The sequence below is a fragment of the Shewanella sp. MM_2022_3 genome (assembly GCF_022557375.1).
Lineage (GTDB): Bacteria > Pseudomonadota > Gammaproteobacteria > Enterobacterales > Shewanellaceae > Shewanella > Shewanella xiamenensis.
This window is the reverse complement of the sequence record NZ_JAKZGV010000012.1, coordinates 84,092-101,371: the sequence shown is the minus strand read 5'-3', so window position 1 is coordinate 101,371 and position 17,280 is coordinate 84,092. Positions and strand designations below refer to the sequence as shown.

Annotated in this window: 13 protein-coding genes and 5 tRNA genes; 10 read left to right on the top strand and 8 right to left on the bottom strand. The window is 45.3% G+C overall.

The window, feature by feature from the left end; genetic code table 11:
- Window positions 1-469: 469 nt before the first annotated feature.
- A tRNA-Ser gene (locus MMG82_RS09515) sits at window positions 470-560 on the bottom strand.
- A 221-nt stretch (window positions 561-781) separates the two neighbouring features.
- Between MMG82_RS09515 and MMG82_RS09510 the strand changes: the two genes are divergently transcribed.
- Together MMG82_RS09510 and fabA are read left to right on the top strand one after the other, a co-directional pair.
- Complete coding sequence (locus MMG82_RS09510; RefSeq protein WP_037417378.1) at window positions 782-2,515, top strand: AAA family ATPase; 1,734 nt, start codon at window positions 782-784, stop codon at window positions 2,513-2,515.
- A 73-nt stretch (window positions 2,516-2,588) separates the two neighbouring features.
- Window positions 2,589-3,104, top strand: coding sequence for a bifunctional 3-hydroxydecanoyl-ACP dehydratase/trans-2-decenoyl-ACP isomerase (gene fabA / locus MMG82_RS09505; protein ID WP_011071970.1), 516 nt, complete (start codon window positions 2,589-2,591; stop codon window positions 3,102-3,104).
- Window positions 3,105-3,214: 110 nt separating this feature from the next.
- Here fabA and rmf read toward each other — a convergent pair whose 3' ends face one another.
- The 5 genes from rmf to rlmKL all read right to left on the bottom strand — a co-directional run bounded on the left by rmf (window position 3,215) and on the right by rlmKL (window position 9,731).
- Window positions 3,215-3,391 carry a ribosome modulation factor gene (gene rmf, locus MMG82_RS09500; RefSeq protein WP_006082074.1) on the bottom strand — a complete coding sequence of 59 codons (177 nt, stop codon included), beginning with the start codon at window positions 3,389-3,391 and terminating at the stop codon, window positions 3,215-3,217.
- A 187-nt stretch (window positions 3,392-3,578) separates the two neighbouring features.
- Window positions 3,579-5,411 (bottom strand): DUF3466 family protein, encoded by a 1,833-nt coding sequence (locus MMG82_RS09495; RefSeq protein ID WP_047533411.1) that lies wholly within the window; start codon window positions 5,409-5,411, stop codon window positions 3,579-3,581.
- Window positions 5,412-5,439: 28 nt separating this feature from the next.
- Window positions 5,440-7,362, bottom strand: coding sequence for an ABC transporter ATP-binding protein (locus tag MMG82_RS09490; RefSeq protein WP_172590614.1), 1,923 nt, complete (start codon window positions 7,360-7,362; stop codon window positions 5,440-5,442).
- A gap of 1 nt (window position 7,363) precedes the next feature.
- On the bottom strand, window positions 7,364-7,609 hold the full coding sequence (locus tag MMG82_RS09485; protein ID WP_037417366.1) for a glutaredoxin family protein: 246 nt from the start codon (window positions 7,607-7,609) through the stop codon (window positions 7,364-7,366).
- The gene (gene rlmKL / locus MMG82_RS09480) at window positions 7,596-9,731 is read right to left on the bottom strand and encodes a bifunctional 23S rRNA (guanine(2069)-N(7))-methyltransferase RlmK/23S rRNA (guanine(2445)-N(2))-methyltransferase RlmL (protein WP_172590615.1); all 2,136 of its coding nucleotides are present in this window, start codon (window positions 9,729-9,731) and stop codon (window positions 7,596-7,598) included. The genes MMG82_RS09485 and rlmKL overlap by 14 nt, the downstream gene beginning before the upstream one ends.
- A 257-nt stretch (window positions 9,732-9,988) precedes the next feature.
- On the opposite strand from rlmKL, the gene MMG82_RS09475 reads away from it, so the two are divergent.
- From MMG82_RS09475 to MMG82_RS09440, 8 genes are all read left to right on the top strand, one after another.
- Window positions 9,989-10,065 (top strand) — tRNA-Met (locus MMG82_RS09475).
- A gap of 37 nt (window positions 10,066-10,102) precedes the next feature.
- Window positions 10,103-10,179 (top strand) — tRNA-Met (locus tag MMG82_RS09470).
- 146 nt (window positions 10,180-10,325) lie between these two features.
- Window positions 10,326-10,402: transfer RNA gene (locus MMG82_RS09465), tRNA-Met, on the top strand.
- A gap of 47 nt (window positions 10,403-10,449) precedes the next feature.
- Window positions 10,450-10,526 (top strand) — tRNA-Met (locus MMG82_RS09460).
- 410 nt (window positions 10,527-10,936) lie between these two features.
- The gene (locus tag MMG82_RS09455) at window positions 10,937-11,221 is read left to right on the top strand and encodes a J domain-containing protein (protein ID WP_037417359.1); all 285 of its coding nucleotides are present in this window, start codon (window positions 10,937-10,939) and stop codon (window positions 11,219-11,221) included.
- A gap of 92 nt (window positions 11,222-11,313) precedes the next feature.
- Window positions 11,314-11,847, top strand: a complete 534-nt coding sequence (locus MMG82_RS09450) for a hypothetical protein (protein WP_037430976.1) — start codon at window positions 11,314-11,316, stop codon at window positions 11,845-11,847.
- On the top strand, window positions 11,847-12,605 hold the full coding sequence (locus tag MMG82_RS09445) for a hypothetical protein (RefSeq protein WP_023265328.1): 759 nt from the start codon (window positions 11,847-11,849) through the stop codon (window positions 12,603-12,605). Before MMG82_RS09450 ends, MMG82_RS09445 begins: the two co-directional genes overlap by 1 nt.
- Before the next feature lie 10 nt (window positions 12,606-12,615).
- The gene (locus MMG82_RS09440; RefSeq protein ID WP_047533186.1) at window positions 12,616-13,512 is read left to right on the top strand and encodes a hypothetical protein; all 897 of its coding nucleotides are present in this window, start codon (window positions 12,616-12,618) and stop codon (window positions 13,510-13,512) included.
- A 58-nt stretch (window positions 13,513-13,570) separates the two neighbouring features.
- On the opposite strand, the gene MMG82_RS09435 is transcribed toward MMG82_RS09440, so the two are convergent.
- Both MMG82_RS09435 and MMG82_RS09430 read right to left on the bottom strand, forming a co-directional pair.
- Complete coding sequence (locus MMG82_RS09435) at window positions 13,571-13,999, bottom strand: DUF6678 family protein (RefSeq protein WP_172590674.1); 429 nt, start codon at window positions 13,997-13,999, stop codon at window positions 13,571-13,573.
- A 209-nt stretch (window positions 14,000-14,208) separates the two neighbouring features.
- Window positions 14,209-17,055: an ExeM/NucH family extracellular endonuclease gene (locus MMG82_RS09430; protein WP_172590673.1), complete on the bottom strand. Its 2,847-nt coding sequence runs from the start codon at window positions 17,053-17,055 to the stop codon at window positions 14,209-14,211.
- Window positions 17,056-17,280: the final 225 nt, after the last annotated feature.

Genomic DNA, 17,280 nt, shown 5'->3' with positions numbered 1-17,280 from the left:
AGCGAGATAATATACATCTCGCCCAAAGCTGTAAACTTAAATTTATTATTATTTGAATTGATTGGCGATTTGATATCCAGCTGGCGATGAAATCATCGCTTTCAGGGCGATTTTTGATCTGTTGCTATTTCTGCTCACTAAAAACCGGCATGACAACAACATTACCTAAGTCACTTTTGAATAGATTAAGGAATCGCGAGCACTTTTTTAAGGTGGCGGCTTCCTATGAAAAAGATGAAGTATAAATAGGGATCGTAGGAGAAGGTTAATCCAAACCTTAAAAATCAACTTCTTCATATCAGAACATAATGATTATCAAGACAATCGCAGATACGCCTTTTGGCAATGTAATCAAACATCTCATACCATGGAACCAGAAGCAAAATGGCCGCTAATTGTTTAGCGACCTTTTTGACTGACATTACATAAACAAAAAGGCCATCATTGCTGATGGCCTTTGTGTGAAATATGGCGGAGGAGCAGGGATTTGAACCCTGGGTGGGCTATAAACCCACGCCGGTTTTCAAGACCGGTGCATTAAACCACTCTGCCACCCCTCCGAACGCCGCAAATAATATAAGCATCATCGGTGCTTGTAAACAGCAATTTTTGAATATTGTGTCAAATGCTCATCTTATGTTCAGACGGATGAATTTTCAGGCGAATAGCAAACATATTTTCAGCAATATCTGGGTAAAGCAGCATAAAAACACCTATACAGTAAGAGACTTGCCCTCTCGGTATGGTAAAATCGCGGTAACTTTTCACGGTAAATGCTTATATGAATTCACTCTTGATACCTTCATCCTCACTCGCCCCTGAATTTAATCTTCCCGTCCTGTCGCAATTGCCAACAGGATATAAAGCGTTGCTTTTAGGTCAAGAGCGCGTATTGGATGCCTTTAAGTTACATAACGCTATTGCCGATCAACAACTGTATCTCGCAGATTTTCCTGGCATCGATAGACTATTAATGATCAAAGCATTAATGGAAACGCTTGAGCCATTGCCGGCAGCTTATCTGGTGGCAAAGCGCCCCGAAGACAAAACCATTCAATTCCATTGGCAATATGAAGCGCCGCAGGACAACCAAGGCTCAATTGCTGAAAAGCATGTCAGTTATCGCTATCTGAGTGGCAATATCCGCCGTTCAGACCTACTTGGCCGTATGGTGCAATCGGGTAATAGCAGTAAATATCAAGCAGGTGCATTGGCCGAATGCCATTATGTATTTATCTGCGCTGAATCCCTGTGGAAACGAGAAGGCTTATGGGATTTGCTGCTGCAAATCCTGACACAGAAAGAGTATCAAATCAGTCACAACCTAAGCCCAATCCCATTAAATTGTAAAATTATTTTAATTGGCGCGGGTTTAATCTATAGCCAAATTAGGTCTGAAGATTGGCAATTTCAACGTCACTTTAACCTGTTGGCAGAACTGGCGGGTGAACTGGATTTGACCCGTTTTAAAGAAGCGCAATATGCCAGTTGGCTACAAACGGTGGCACAAAGTGTCGATGTCACATTAGAACAATCCAGTCTTGCGCCACTGTTTAGACACAGTGCTAGATTAACCGAGCATCAACGTCGCTTAAGTCTCTCAATGCTAGATTTGGCGCAGTTAATGGCGCAGGCAAAAGTCTATCGCGGTAAATCAACAATTAATGCAGCCAGCATTGAACGTGCGCTATCGCAAGCCAATTATCGCCATAACAGCTCTGAAGAATTTTCAAGCCAAAGTTTTGATGACAATTTCATAAATCTGCCAACTACGGGCGCTATGGTAGGACAAATTAATGGTCTTACTGTTATCGATGCAATTGATCACTGCTATGGTGAACCAGCACGGATCACCGCTACAGTACACTATGGTGACGGTGAAGTTGCAGATATTGAAAGAAAGTCAGAGCTGGGCGGTAATATCCATGCAAAGGGTATGATGATCCTTTCAGCCTGTTTATATCGTATCTTTGGTCGCGATGCGCCATTGCACCTAAATGCCAATATTGTATTTGAGCAATCCTATCAGGAGATCGATGGCGATAGCGCCTCGCTTGCAGAATATTGCTGCTTGATGTCGGCCATTGCCGAACAGCCGATTATTCAATCGTTAGCCATAACAGGTGCATTGGATCAATTTGGTAATGTACAAGCCATCGGCGGCATTAATGAAAAAATTGAAGGCTTTTTTAATCTTTGTGAACGCCGAGGCTTAACTGGTGAGCAAGGTGTAATTATGCCCAAGTCAAATATATTACAGCTTAATCTACACCCCAAAGTGATTACAGCTGTAGGCAAAGGCTTGTTCCATATTTATGCCATTGAACATATGGATGAAGCGGTCGAGCTATTGATGCAGATGCCCGCTGGCGTTGCCGATGAAGATAATGACTTCCCAGCAGAATCCTTATATGGTCTAGTGCAACAACGATTAGACAAGCTAGCTGGTAACGGTGAAGAAGAAATAGGCTTAATGACGAGATTACTCGCAAAACTAGGATTTTTTCGACATTAATTAGCTGATCGGAGTTGTTTAGCTTACACGTGTTCGCTAATCTTGGCGCTCTTATTGCTGGAGTAGTAAAACAATGAATAAAGCAAACAGTTTCAACAAAGAAGAACTTATCGCCTGTGGCCATGGGAAATTATTTGGTCCAAACTCCCCTCGCCTCCCCGTAGACAACATGCTGATGATCGACAGGATCATCACCATCAATGACAACGGTGGTGAGTTTGGAAAAGGTGAAATTGTTGCCGAACTCGACATTAAGCCAGAATTATGGTTTTTTGACTGCCACTTTATCACTGACCCAGTTATGCCGGGTTGCTTAGGCTTAGATGCCATGTGGCAACTGGTTGGTTTTTACCTAGGCTGGGAAGGTGCTGAAGGCAAAGGTCGCGCTTTAGGTGTGGGTGAAGTGAAGTTTACAGGTCAAGTATTACCCGGCGCGAAAAAGGTCACTTATAAGCTCAATATCAAACGTACCATCCACCGTAAATTAGTAATGGGTATTGCAGATGCCATCCTTGAAGTAGATGGACGTCAAATTTACAGTGCAACCGACCTTAAAGTCGGTGTATTTAGCGATACTTCGACCTTCTAACCTGCTTTACCCGGCAATATTCAATAGAGACAAAAATGCCCTCATCTGAGGGCAATTATGCTGCATTACTCTGTTTGTTCTGGGCTATTTAATTAATGAGCAAAACGCCATTATTTATTAAATAGCCCATTAACTCGGCCATCCACACCTTCACGCCAACCACCTAACCACTGTGACCGCGAATCAAGATTTGCATAAGGACAGAGCTCCTTAGAGCGTCCACCAACACCAGCTTGGAATCCTTTTGAAAAAGCTCTGTCTAAACGATCTCGTTTTTGTCTTTTCATGCAAGCGTCCTCTGTTCTACGTGAAATAGAAGCAACAGCTTCACCCATAGGAATAGTGCTTTTCAGCGCCGAGATCAATCAAAAAATCGTTCATTTTATCGACTATTTATTAAACTATTGAGATCATGATTAAAAAAAATCGAGGCATTTTGCCTCGATTTTTTTAGTCTGAATTCAAGCTTAAAAACTAGCGAACCCGACGACGTAACCAAACTAAGGGTAAGGCTAATAACCACGCGAAAGATGCTGCACCTTTACGTTCATAATTCCCCGTATCAGTACTTTCATCTACGGTACATGCTTCACCGTTAGTGGTAGGTTTAAGCACAACCATACGTGGAATATAAGCTGTCACAGGGTCACCATTACCGCTGAGTTCAAACAGAGGTAGGCCATTTTCACCAACAATAATGTTGCCATCTTTATCGAGTTGGTATGAAGGCTTGCGAATGAATGCAGTACCAACAATAGTACCCTCTTCATTTATACTGGCAGCTTCGACAATGAGAATATCACTGTTATAGCTTAATACCTTGCCTGTTCCATCCTTAACTTCAACCTTATGGCGAGCCCAATTACCATCAGCCCCCTTTTCAAAACCTTTAGATTCACAGGTCAGCAAATTATTGAGGTTATTGAATTCACCCGTTGATTTCTCATACAGGAAGCCTGCCTTAGGGCGTGGCTTTTCTTTATCATAGGTGGTTTCAATATAACCAACGACTTGATCTTTGTTATTGATATCTTTAGCTTTGCTAGATAGATCTGTGGTTGTCGCAGCAAAATCATTAGGCGTCACATAAGGTACGTCTGGGGTATTAATATCAAAATAGAAGAATTTATCGCGTTGGTAGCCTTGGATATAACTACGATAGCTCCCCACAACAATTCCATTGTCGTTTACATCGTAGGCAATAGAGCTCAAAATTGAGTCCCCCATTGGGATCCAATGGTATTGATATTTACCCTCTGCATCTTTGGTCCAATAGGCCGCATCTTGACGTAATCTATCGGTATTACCGTTACGGTAAACATGTGAGCGACCAGCCACCACACCGTCGTTATTCACGCCTAATGCCTGTGCAGTAAATGTCAATGTATTGTCACTGGCGGGAGTTAATCCTAGCGGTAACTCAGTGCCAGTAGCAATGCCATTATCTAGTTGCCAAACATAAGCACGGGTTTGGTACTGGATGTTACGCGTGCCTTGAGTATTAGGATATTGCTCACGCTGAATACACACATCTAATGGCAAAGTGTTATCAGTACCTAAACAGTAAGCAACCCGATCACCACCATACTTGCTGATATTAGTGCTAGCATAACCCACCACTAAGTTATTATTGTTAACTGCCGTTGCCGCAGACCAACCACCGAGCTCTACAGTCTTATCATCCTTAACATATTGAGTATAAGGAGGTGGTAATGGGATCTCGGTGTCACCCACTTTGGCAACACCACGGTACTCATAATCGCGATAATACCAATAGTCGGTTGCATTATCTGTGGTTGCAGTATTTTCTGTCTTCTTTTCAGGGGCAGTCATGCTGCCAACTTTCACACCCGCATCATTGATGCCGTAGTAAAAAGTATCAACTGAATTCACAACCGAAGAATCACTTGGTGGCGTGGTACCATTGATGCTGTCAAAGGTTGGCTTCCACGCACCAGTGGCACCATTTTGCGCAGCGATAAAGGCAAAGTTATTCGCAATAATGGCCGCTGTAATTGAATAGGTGATAGTTTCCTCTGAGGCAATACCATCTTCAACATCAATCACACCACCTTCAACATCGGATGTACTGAGTTTTTTCTTGCCTTTGGCGATACCGACCAGTTCATCGTTGCCATTAACACCTAAAGCGTAGCCATTACGCGTACCTTGGAGGGTGTCTGCAAGTGGTAGATCATAATTATCAATGTTAACAATTTCATAGACTGGTGCAGCATGGGCACTGTGCAATACGCCAAGGACACCTAAGGCAACCAAGGACAGGGCTTTATCCAACTTTAACTTCATTAATTCAATTCCCATTGTTATTATTGGTTTACTTCAGTGACTCAAGCTCTTCCCATCGCTCGAAGCAAACTTCCAATTGCTTTTCTTTATCCGCTAACAAGCTCAATACCTGATTGATTTTATCCTGCGTCTGACTATAAAAATCTGGGCTTGCCACTGTGGTTTGTAAATCGAGGATTTCGGCCTCTAATTTCTCCATCAACTCTGGCATTGCCTCTAACTCACGCTGTAATTTATAGGACAGTTTTTTTGCGGCTTTGGCAGGCTCAGCCACTTTAACCTCAGCGTTTTTTGCCGTCGCAGGAGCTTCGACCGTGTTTGCTTGACTAGGTTCCTCAGAATAAAACTTTGCACCTTGATCGATAGCATCCTGGTAACCACCAACATACTCAGTCCAGTGACCATTACCGGCATACCACCAACTGCTGGTCACGGTATTATCGATAAACGCCCGGTCATGGCTGACCAGCAATAACGTGCCTTCATATTCAGTCAGCAGCGACTCTAGCAATTCTAGGGTCTCAATATCAAGATCGTTTGTTGGTTCGTCCAGAATGATAAGGTTTGCGGGACGAATGAGTAACTTCGCCAGTAATAAACGGTTTTTCTCTCCGCCTGATAGCGCCTTTACCGGCGTTCTGGCACGCATTGGTGAGAACAAGAAATCCTGCAAATAACTTAAAATATGGCGATCTTGACCATTGATAGTGATGGTCTTTTTACCCTCACCCACGTTATCTTCAACAGTTTGCTCAGGATCCAGTGCTTCACGGTATTGGTCGAAGTAGGCGATTTCGAGCTTAGTACCGACTTTCACTTCACCCGATTGAGGTTGTAACTTCTCAATCAATAATTTAATTAACGTCGATTTACCACAGCCGTTAGGGCCTATAAGCGCAATACGATCACCACGCATCACTGTGGTATTGAAGTTTTTGACCAGATTTTTATCAGGTAAATTATAGTTTAAGTCCTTCACATCAAAGACCAATTTACCAGAACGCTCAGTATCGGCCACCGCCATTTTGGCATTACCCTGACGATTCAAGCGCTCACTGCGTTCTTGACGCAAGGCTTTTAACGCACGCACACGGCCTTCGTTACGGGTGCGACGCGCCTTAACACCTTGGCGGATCCAGACTTCTTCTTCGGCTAAGCGCTTATCAAATAATGCGTTTTTATCAGCCTCGACCCGCAGCCATTCTTGTTTACCATCAAGATAGGCTTGATAATTACCGGGCCATGAAGTCACGACACCGCGATCTAAATCCACAATCCGCGTGGCCATGCGAGCAATAAAGCCCCTGTCGTGGCTGATAAACACGATGGCGCCTTGGAAATCCAGTAGGAATTTTTCTAGCCACTCAATCGTATCAATATCGAGGTGGTTGGTTGGCTCATCGAGTAGCAATAAATCTGGCGCGCTGACTAACGCACGGGCAAGTGCCACTTTACGTTGCCAACCCCCAGATAATTCACTTAAAGATTTATCGGGATCTAACCCCAAAAGCTCACAATTTTGATTGATCCGCGAGTCAAGTTGCCAACCATTATGGTGGTCTAACGTCTCCTGCAACTTTTGCATTTGATTGAGCATGCGCTCCATTTGCTCAGGCTCAGCAAAAGCGACATCGTGGGATAATTGATGGTATTGCTCTAGAGCTTCACCTACTTCTTTTAAACCTGCAGCAATGTAAGCGTAAACCGTACCCTGCTCAGCTTTAGGTGGATCTTGCTGTAACCGACTGACCGTGACGCTACCATCGATGTTAAATTCACCTTCATCGAGCAGCACATCGCCGGATAAAATCTTTAATAGACTCGACTTGCCTGCACCGTTACGGCCAACAATACAGACCCGCTCGCCGCGCTCAATAGTAAAATCAGCATGTTGTAATAGCGGGGTGTAACCATAGGCTAACGAGCCATTATTGATACGAACCAGACTCAAACTAAGCTCCTAAAAATTCTTGTAATTGCGTGGCATCAAATGGCCAACTTAAATAACGCTCGTCCAGGGCTTTAACCACAGGAATCGACACGCCATAACGCTCTGCTAGGGTTTCATCATCGCAAATATCGATGGCCGTAAAGGGCACCTCGGCGGCATTTAATAATGCCGCCGCCAGTTCGCATAAATGGCAACCTTCGGTGTGATACAACACATAGCTTGCCTGCAATGCATTATTTATCTGCATGGGTAATTAACCAGGTGTTATGGATATGAGGATTACGTTTGTAATCCAGCGGTAACGTCATGTCGTCGATGTTTTGCACCTTAATTTTCATTTTGGTTAAAGTTTCAGTGTCCATCTTAAACTTGCGCTTATTGTTGGAGAACACCAATTCACCGTTTGGACTTAACAGCTTGATTAGCATACCGAGTAAATTCACATGATCACGTTGCACATCGAAAGAATCTTCCATGCGCTTGGAGTTGGAGAAGGTGGGCGGATCGATAAAAATTAAATCGTATTGTTCGTTACAATCGCGGATCCACTGCAAACAGTCAGCCTGAACAAATTCATATTGCTTGCCAGACAAATTATTAAGGGCAAAGTTCTCTTTCGCCCAAGCAAGGTATGTGTTTGACATATCAACCGTCGTGACCGACTTTGCGCCGCCTAATGCAGCATGCACTGAGGCAGAACCTGTGTAAGAGAACAAATTCAGAACCCGGCGGCCCTTAGATTTTTGCCCCACTAAACGGCGAGTTAATCGATGATCGAGGAACAGCCCAGTATCTAAATAACCCGTCAGGTTTAGCTTAAATTTAGCGCCATATTCAGTGGTGATAAGCTCTAACTTACGTTCATCCAACTTTTGATATTGGTTAGTGCCCTTTTGACGCTCGCGGGTCTTCATAATGATTTTGTGTGGATTAACGCCAATGGCCGCAGGCAAAGCCAGCAGCACATCACTTAAACGACGTTTAGTGACGGCCTCAGGAATACTGGCTGGTGCCATGTATTCTTGTACCACAACATAATCAAGATACTTATCGACTGCGACGTTATATTCAGGAATGTCAGCATCATAGAGGCGATAACTATCAATCCCCTCTTTTTGGGCCCACTTATCAAATTGCTTAGCGTTTTTCTTTATACGGTTAGCAAAAGCAGGCGCGATATCGGCAATATCGACACCCTCTGGCAACACTGGCGTATCGCGGCGAGTACTCTGCGCGTGAAGCGTGTATAAGTTAAAAGCGCACTCTAACGCACCGTTAAACATTTTCATCTGTTTATCGGCTTTGAGTTTCAATGCCGAGATAAGCTCGATATCGCTACACAGCATGGCCACTTTCCAGCCACCAAATTCTTTTTTGAATTTATCGCCTAATTGATAGTACAGCTGCAACAGCTCAGACACACTGCCTAAACGCTCGCCGTAAGGAGGGTTGGTGATGAGGTAACCTTCAGCGGCTGGCGGCTCCACATTAAGGGCATTTGCCACCTTAAACTCAATCAGTTCAAGTACGCCTGCATTTTGCGCGTTGCGTTTTGCTAACGCCACTAAGCGTGAGTCGATATCCGAGCCATAGAACTTCACTTCGCAGCGCTTTACTCCTAACGATGCACGCGCTTTAGCCTCTTCGACAATCTCTTGCCAAGTGGCCTTATCGTGACGACGCCAATGTTCGAAACCAAAACGGCTGCGTTGTAAACCCGGAGCAATATCGGCGGCCATCAAAGCCGCTTCAATCAGCACTGTACCGCTACCGCAGAAGGGATCGAGTAAGGTAGTCGGCGCGGCTTTCCAGCCACTGCGAACTAGCATATTCGCCGCGAGATTTTCTTTTAAAGGCGCTTCACCCGTGGTTGAACGGTAACCACGTTGGTGCAGTGATGGGCCAGAAAAATTCATCGCAATGGTAATGACCCCATTGCGAAAATGGGCATCAACTTTAATGTCGGCATCGATACGGGCGACGTTTGGACGGGCATCACCGTCATCACGGAAACGGTCAACAATCGCATCTTTAATCTTTAGCGCGCCAAACTGGGTATTGTTAATAAAACCACCCGTGCCATGGAAATCGATACTAAAGGTGTTGCGATTAGAGAAATGTGCTGACCAATCAATACAGTAGGCTGCATTATATAACTGCTCCGCCGACTCACAGGGGCCCTTATAGATTACCAGTACAATACGGCTGGCTAAACGCGTCCACAGGGTAATGCGATAGGCTAAAGCCAGAGGCGCGGTAAAATAGACACCGGCTACACTTTCTTTAATCTCGGTCGCACCAAATTCTGTCAGTTCTTGGGCTAAGCTATATTCAAAGCCCTTAGGGGCGGCAGCAAAAAAATTAAGCATGGGATAATCAATACGCAGTCAAAATCAAACCGACATTATACCTGCGAAGCCACATAAAAGATAAACAGTTATTAGCCAAAACTCGATTTAGTCAGGTAGTTAATCCACATTTAACCCATTAAAATCCGATATCAAGGTCAATACTGGGTAAATTCCCCGCACTACGCTTTATATTTAAGCATTCGTCCGCTTTTTTAGAATTCCTCCTTGCAATGCCACAGCGCTGCCGTTATAGTCTGCCCCGCTTTGAAGACGGACGCGGGATGGAGCAGCATGGTAGCTCGTCGGGCTCATAACCCGAAGGTCGTTGGTTCAAATCCAGCTCCCGCAACCATTTAAAGCAAATATAAGTAATACAGATAGATATCGGACGCGGGATGGAGCAGCATGGTAGCTCGTCGGGCTCATAACCCGAAGGTCGTCGGTTCAAATCCGGCTCCCGCAACCAATTTAGATGTATACGTTTATAAAAAGAAACTGCTCGTCGGGCTCAACTCTTTATAAACAACGGCGAAGGTCGTCGGTTCAAATCCGGCTACTACAACCAATTCTAAGATGACAGAATTAAAACAGTGATCAACAGCGTTACTCGGACGCGGGATGGAGCAGCATGGTAGCTCGTCGGGCTCATAACCCGAAGGTCGTCGGTTCAAATCCGGCTCCCGCAACCAATTCTAAGATGACAGAATTAAAACAGTGATCAACAGCATTAATCGGACGCGGGATGGAGCAGCATGGTAGCTCGTCGGGCTCATAACCCGAAGGTCGTTGGTTCAAATCCAGCTCCCGCAACCAATTTAACAATGATAACGACCAGACCAGCATCAGCTGGTTTTTTTATGTCCGAAATTTATCGTACTGAGTTTGGCTTGATTTACTCGAATCGTTTATCGAATTAGTTTAGTTACATCCTGAAATGACTGATAAAAACGGAGGCATTAACTCGTAGAAAAATTGCAGTGTTAGCTGATATTTGTACCAACTTCGTCTTAGCCACTTATTGCCGATTGCCTTTGCGGTTGCCGATCTTCACAAACCCCAGTTTAGTATTCATTTTTCGCTCTAAATGCAACCATAGTCGTTTGCCGCCCAACACGCATTTCTGCTATGATCCGTCGCTGACTAATCATAATTCCACAAATTGGCAGATAATCAGCACTCAAGCTTTATCTTGCGATACCAATCCATCGCCTGCAGGTACAAATATGATTAACCACTTTAGTGTGCTTGGTATCAAACCTAGCGCCAAAGAAGACGACATTAAAAAAGCCTATCGTCGGCTCTCAAACAAGTATCATCCTGATAAGTTGTTAGGTGCCTCTGATGACGAAAAAGAGCAAGCGTCACAGCAACTTGAACGCGTCAAAAAAGCGTATGAAGTCTTGTCCGATCCGAAGCTTAGAAATGCGTTTATCCGAGATTTCAACAATGTGATAGTGACGGATCCGAATGGCGCAATGCGTGAATTATGGGATCAGTTCTACCCTTAATATTTTATTTTTAGCGCCGAATTAACGAGCGGTTAAATCCGCACTTTCTACGCCGAATAAATTATTTCTGCGCTTTATTTCGAGACAAGCCCATGGCCAAAAAACTGAATATCTCACGCATTAATGAGCTTAAGACCAATGCCTACGACAATATCGAGTCCTATGATGACCCGGATACACCCAAGGCACTGGAACAATTTACCAGTCAAATCAAAAAAGTATTACAAGCCGATCCTAAAATGCTCGAGTCGGTACCCGAGTATTTGCCGGTTGCACTCTATGGCCGAGTCAAATTTCCAAGTGATGCCAAGCTCAAATGGGCCCATTGGATCAATACGGCAACGCAACCTGAGTGGGATGAATTTAAGGTCACAATCGGCTTTAACAATGCCGATTTGCCATTAGTGCTAGCGGTGCGCGCTTACTCAGAGGATTTACTGATTGAAAGCTGCGCCGTACTGTACTTATTGGAAAACCAAGGCAAAAGTACGCCAGCCCCTAAACGCAGTGCTGACGATGATTTTGAAGACGAAGACAGTGATTACGCCGACTATTCCGATGACGATGATGATGACGGCGAAGAGGAAGATGGCTATTACGATCAGTACGATGATGAGGACCGCTAATGAACACCAGTCTCATTGAGATAACCGTTGCCGAGATTAAAGAGCTCGCCGATGTCGAGCCAAAACAGGCCAGTAAACGTTTCGAACTCATCGCCACCACAATGAACGATGAGCAATTAGTCGAAGTCATTGAAAAAATGGATATTGTGACACTGACGCAAATCAACAGTCACCACGATATCTCCTGCCCGTCAATTATGTCGGAGCTGATGACACCTGAGCAAATTCGCGACATCGTCTGTCAGCAACCTTTGTATTGGGAAGAAAAAATCAAAAACAATGCCGAAGAACTCATTCAGCATACCTTTGATTTTTTAACTTATTTAATTCGTATTCAAGATAGCGAAGAAAAGCAAACCGCTATTTTAGAGTGCATTGCCGAAGATCCCGCCGGCCTCTTCTATCTGTCTATCCCTTTTATCGAGATGATGCTGGGCGAACGCCACGACGATGAAGACCACTTCAACGATTATTATGACGATGAAGAAGATACTGATACCGTCGGCTATGACAGCCGCGTCGCCAGCGAAGAAGCCCATAGCTTAAGCCTAGATGACCCACGTAGTCTGATGGCATTAATCCATGAGCTGGCACCCGATGTAGAAAAAGCCATTAAAAACCTGCTGCGTAACGAAAGCTCTGGCTGGGAAATGATCATTAACAAATTCGTTAATGAATTAGTTATCCAAGCCAAAGAGAAAAATCAAGTCACGGATGAATACGCAGAAGTGGATGATATGTTTAGCTTTTTAGATTAAGGATCCCTAGATGCAACTGGTACTGCGTGATTTAGACCAAGGCCCATACCTGAGTAAGGTGTTGGCCAAAGGCCAAGCAGACAACACCCTTAGCGGTGAGCAGCTCGCACAAATCAAATCTAAAGCCATTTTGATGAGCCTCAAATTGGCCGATAAGTTCTACAACAAGTACAAGATGCACTTACTGGAACAAGCGGCGCACGATGTGATTGGCGTCGTTAGTCTCGGGTTAATGGAACTATCGAATAAAGATCAACAACAGGCATTGCGTTTATTGCTCACCGCCGATGGTGTGGTCAAATGCTTCCAAAAGGGCTGGAGCATGCTCAGCGTGGTGAGCAAACATAAGCTGGTCAATGGCAAATCACTCTATGGTGATGTGGATAAATTCCTACTGGAACAAGTCTCTACGCCGCCTGACGCCGAAGAGTGGCTGGGATATGAGGCCTATCAGGATGCATTGGTCGAGCACCAACGTCAGCAATCGATTGCGGCGCTAATGGCGCAGTTTTATGCCCAAACCAGCTACGATCCTTTGGATTTCTTAAATCTAGAGAGCGTATTGGCCGAAGCCGTGTTGTATCGGATGTTGTTTGATAATGCCAAAGTTAGACAAGATCTGAAAAAGCGCATTGCCAAAATTAGCTTGCAGGACGAATGGTTTAGCCTTGAGTATATCGAGCAGCAAACCCAAAAAGCCTTGGCGGAACTCCCTGCGGAGCTGGCCGACACCATCGGTAAAGATTTGGGTAAAAACTTTGCGCCAGCATTGCTGCGGACACTGCATTTTGCAAAAAGCTACCGTGAGCTGCTGCTCAATGACGCCTCCCCTGAGCGTTTAGAAAGATTCGAGCATAAAGAAGGACTCGTCGGTCTACTCGGCTGGCCACTTTATATCGTGCTGTAATCCTTAGCGGGGCGCTAATCAATTAGCGCCCCGTTTTTTATCTGTCGTCTAAATTTGCTTACGCTTCCTTTATCGTCTCGCCACCAGCCGCAATAACAAATACAGGCATGGTTGCATCGGGGCGTAGATAGCCCCAAATCCTGATCCCTTGAGCTTCTTTACTGTAGGGAAGCCGATACTTATGCAGTTGCGCCTCAATATAATCTGTAAAATCCGTGGTCTTTTCCGGCAGCAATCTGCCGCGGTGCTCTCTTTTCAGCGGATCAATTTCAAGCCACTCAATCCCCTCGCAAATAGCGAGTAACTCGTCCCACCACACTGGCGTAAAACCAGGGTTTGGCTCAACATCTTCCAGCAGCTTATAACGCACATGGGGCACAAAGTCCGGCGACTCGTGAAGCGCCTGCTCAAGCTGACGCCATTTAGTCAGGTTCATCACTGAGGTTAATTGATGTTGATTGAGGTACACCAAGATGTCTGCATTCATTGCGATGAGTGTGCTCCCTGTGAGAAAAAATCCATAAGTGGCGTAATCTTAGCTTAAGCGAGGATGTACTTACAGCGACTTAGCTTGAATTTCAAGTACGCTATAGTCCGTTAATATAGCCAATTAAGTAAGTGATGAATTAAGTAAGTGAATCAAAGTAAAAAGCCTGCAACAGCAGGCTTTTGATATTTAAAGAAAGAGGCTAACGCTTAACGGTACGTCAGTGTCGTCGTATCCGTTAATTTATCATTATCTTTAACGGTTAATTCGACGGTATGCTCTCCGCGGCGCGCCAGACGCAGTACTACAGGACCATTGGCGCGGGTACCATTATCAAACTTCCACTTATGCTGCTTAATAACCCCATCGGTGTCATAGCTAGTCGAAATAAACATATCGACCAGCCATAGATTGATGCGCTGAATTTGGGCAACGGGTGGTTTTTTCACGTTTTCAACTACTACAGTCACCATTTGCGAGCTGCTATGGCTTAAGCCGTCATTGTCCGTTACGGTTAACGTCACTAGGTAATCACCACTTTGCGCATAAGTGTGTGATACCGCCTCTCCAATACCTTGACTATTATCGCCAAAGTCCCACTGAGTAGAAACGATTTGGCCATCGCTATCAATGGCGGTTGACCTCAATTGCACACTCGCACCATTCACAACCTGAGTGAAGCTGGCTTCAGGGGCGACTTTTTCAGCTTCGAGCAAGAGTGAAATCACTACAGGATCATGGTCAGATGATCGATAAGCATCACTAGCGTACAAGTCTTGCACCTGCGCAGGGGTCTTAAACTCTTCGTTGTAATCTAACACACGTGGCTCGTCGGTATTGATATGCCACTCAGTCACATCTAGGACTTTATCCACTAACGCAGCATTCGCGAGCGCATGGTCTAACTGTCCCGATTCACCCGAGAATACATAGGAATAAGGATTAGCTTTTTCAAGTTTGGCGAACAACTCACTAAAGCCAGCGTTAGCCAATGCCATCAGCGGGTCTTCCTTGGCGTAGGAGTTTAAGTCACCAATCAGCAGTACACCTTGCTCAGGATACTGCGCGGCAATCCACTGCCCTGCCGCCGTTGCTGCACGACTACGGGTAATATTGCAGTTGCCTTGACCATCGTTCATATCTGGATCGCCAGCACACTCACTGCCTTTAGATTTCAAGTGATTAACAGCAACCACCACGCTTTCCTCACTGCCGTTTAGCGCGAAGGCTTGAGTCAACATAGGGCGATTTTTGCTGTCGTCGAACAGCGGCTGCGCGGCGTCATCTAAGGGAGAGTTAGCGCTTGATAAAATACGCGCATCCCCCTGAGGGCTCACTTTGTCACTGCGATAAATTAAACCGACGGTAATCGCATCCGTACCTATCGCACTTAAGCTGCTGCCATTGACCTTTGGAATAACATAAGCATAGCGATTTTCACCCACGGCGGCATTGAGGCCCGCCACGAGATCGGCAATCGCCGAGTTGGCGCCAAAGCCATCGTTCTCGATTTCCATCAGACCAAACACATCGGCACTGATCCCCACCATAGCGCTGACAATCTTCGCTTTTTGACGCTCAAACTCACTCAGGGTATTGGCACCACGCGCAGTGGGGAAACCACCGCCCTGTCCATCGCCATTAAAGTAGTTCAGTACGTTAAAGCTGGCGACTTTCAGGTTGCCGCCTTCAGCAAGCACTGGTGATTGTGGGCGAGGATTTTCCGCTACAAAATTAACGGGCTCAGTCGGCATAATGCGATAAAGATTAAAGCCATAGTGCATAACACCAGTAAGGCTCGTGGCTTTATCACCCACACGCACAGTGTTCGATGCGCTTAAACCTGGCGCAGGGAAAATAACCGGATCAGGGTTCTGCGCCGTTAAGCCATCGTCGAGTAAAATACTGTCTTTGAGATTGGCCGCCGTGACGGCTAAAGCATCGGCACCTGGCGCAGCGACTTGTGTCCCAATAAAGTGACGGCTGCTACCGAGTGAAATTTCACCATAGCGGCCCAAATTGTAGACTTCGTTCACGACCAGATCTTGGCTAAAGCGTACGCGCATGCCTTCAAAGGGCTCAAAATCATCGCTTGAGTTGACGGGTAAAGTTACTACCGCGGCACTCGGCAAAGCTTGTCCTGCAACGCAAAGTTTATGATCGGCAACGGTAGTCAGTTCCGTTAAGCCTTGATATTCAGTGACTTTAGCCTTTAAACGTACACGGTCGCCCGCCACGTAACCCGTAGGCGCATTACCGGTATAAACAAACACCCCTTCAGAAGTTTGTGGATCGTTATCGGCTTCGTTGTCGGCCATTTGCACGAAGATGCCCTTTAGGCCAGCTTCTTGGTTACTCACCACAATGGCTTCTACCACTAAGGTTTGTCCGTTTAACGGACTGACATTGGTCGAACCTTGCAGAGCATGGATAGGCGTTGAGGCTTCACCACAGGCTAATGAACTCGGTGGCGGCTCAACAGGATCGGTAGGTGTGCCTGCACTGAACTTACCCAAATCCGAGATATCGTCTTTGGCAAAACCTAACCATGTATTAAAGGTAACAGCATCATCAATAATAGTATCGGCGATTAGCTGATCGGGATTGCGGCGTAGCGTGTTGTCCTGGGTCGATAAATCACCACTGCCCCATTCACTGCCTGGATCGACACCCACTTGGCCTAAGCTATCAATCACTTGGTCTTGATAGGTCAGCACAATGGCATCATCACCATTGAAAAAACTCGCGCTGCTTTGTTGATTCGTCACCGCCAGAATATCGGCCGATGCGTCGTTATCAGCGACAACATAAGTTGCCCCTGCCGCTAAGGTGCCATTCAGGGTGATAGTCGTGCCCACATTTGTGCTGCCATTAAAATAGAAGCGCAATTGATACTGGCTTAAGTCGATGCTGTTGGCGGTTGGGTTGTACAGCTCAATGGCTTTGTTATTGCCGCTGCCTTCAACATATTCAGAAATAATTAGATTATCGGCAGCATGAGCAACGCCACAGATGCTACTGATGGCTAACGCCAACAGCGTTTTGTTATTAAACATAATGACCCCTAAAAGTATCTTTTATATTGATATTTGAGTTTATGATTGACCATTTTACGAAGCATTCAGCTTCGAAAACTGACGATACTATAGGGAATCAAGGTTACAAATTAGTTGCATTTAAGTTGCAACTTAAGATGGATATTTAGGCGACGATTTAGCGGATTGTACTAGGAAAAATAGCGAAGATGGCGAGCCTAACTCACCATCTTGTTAACATCCATT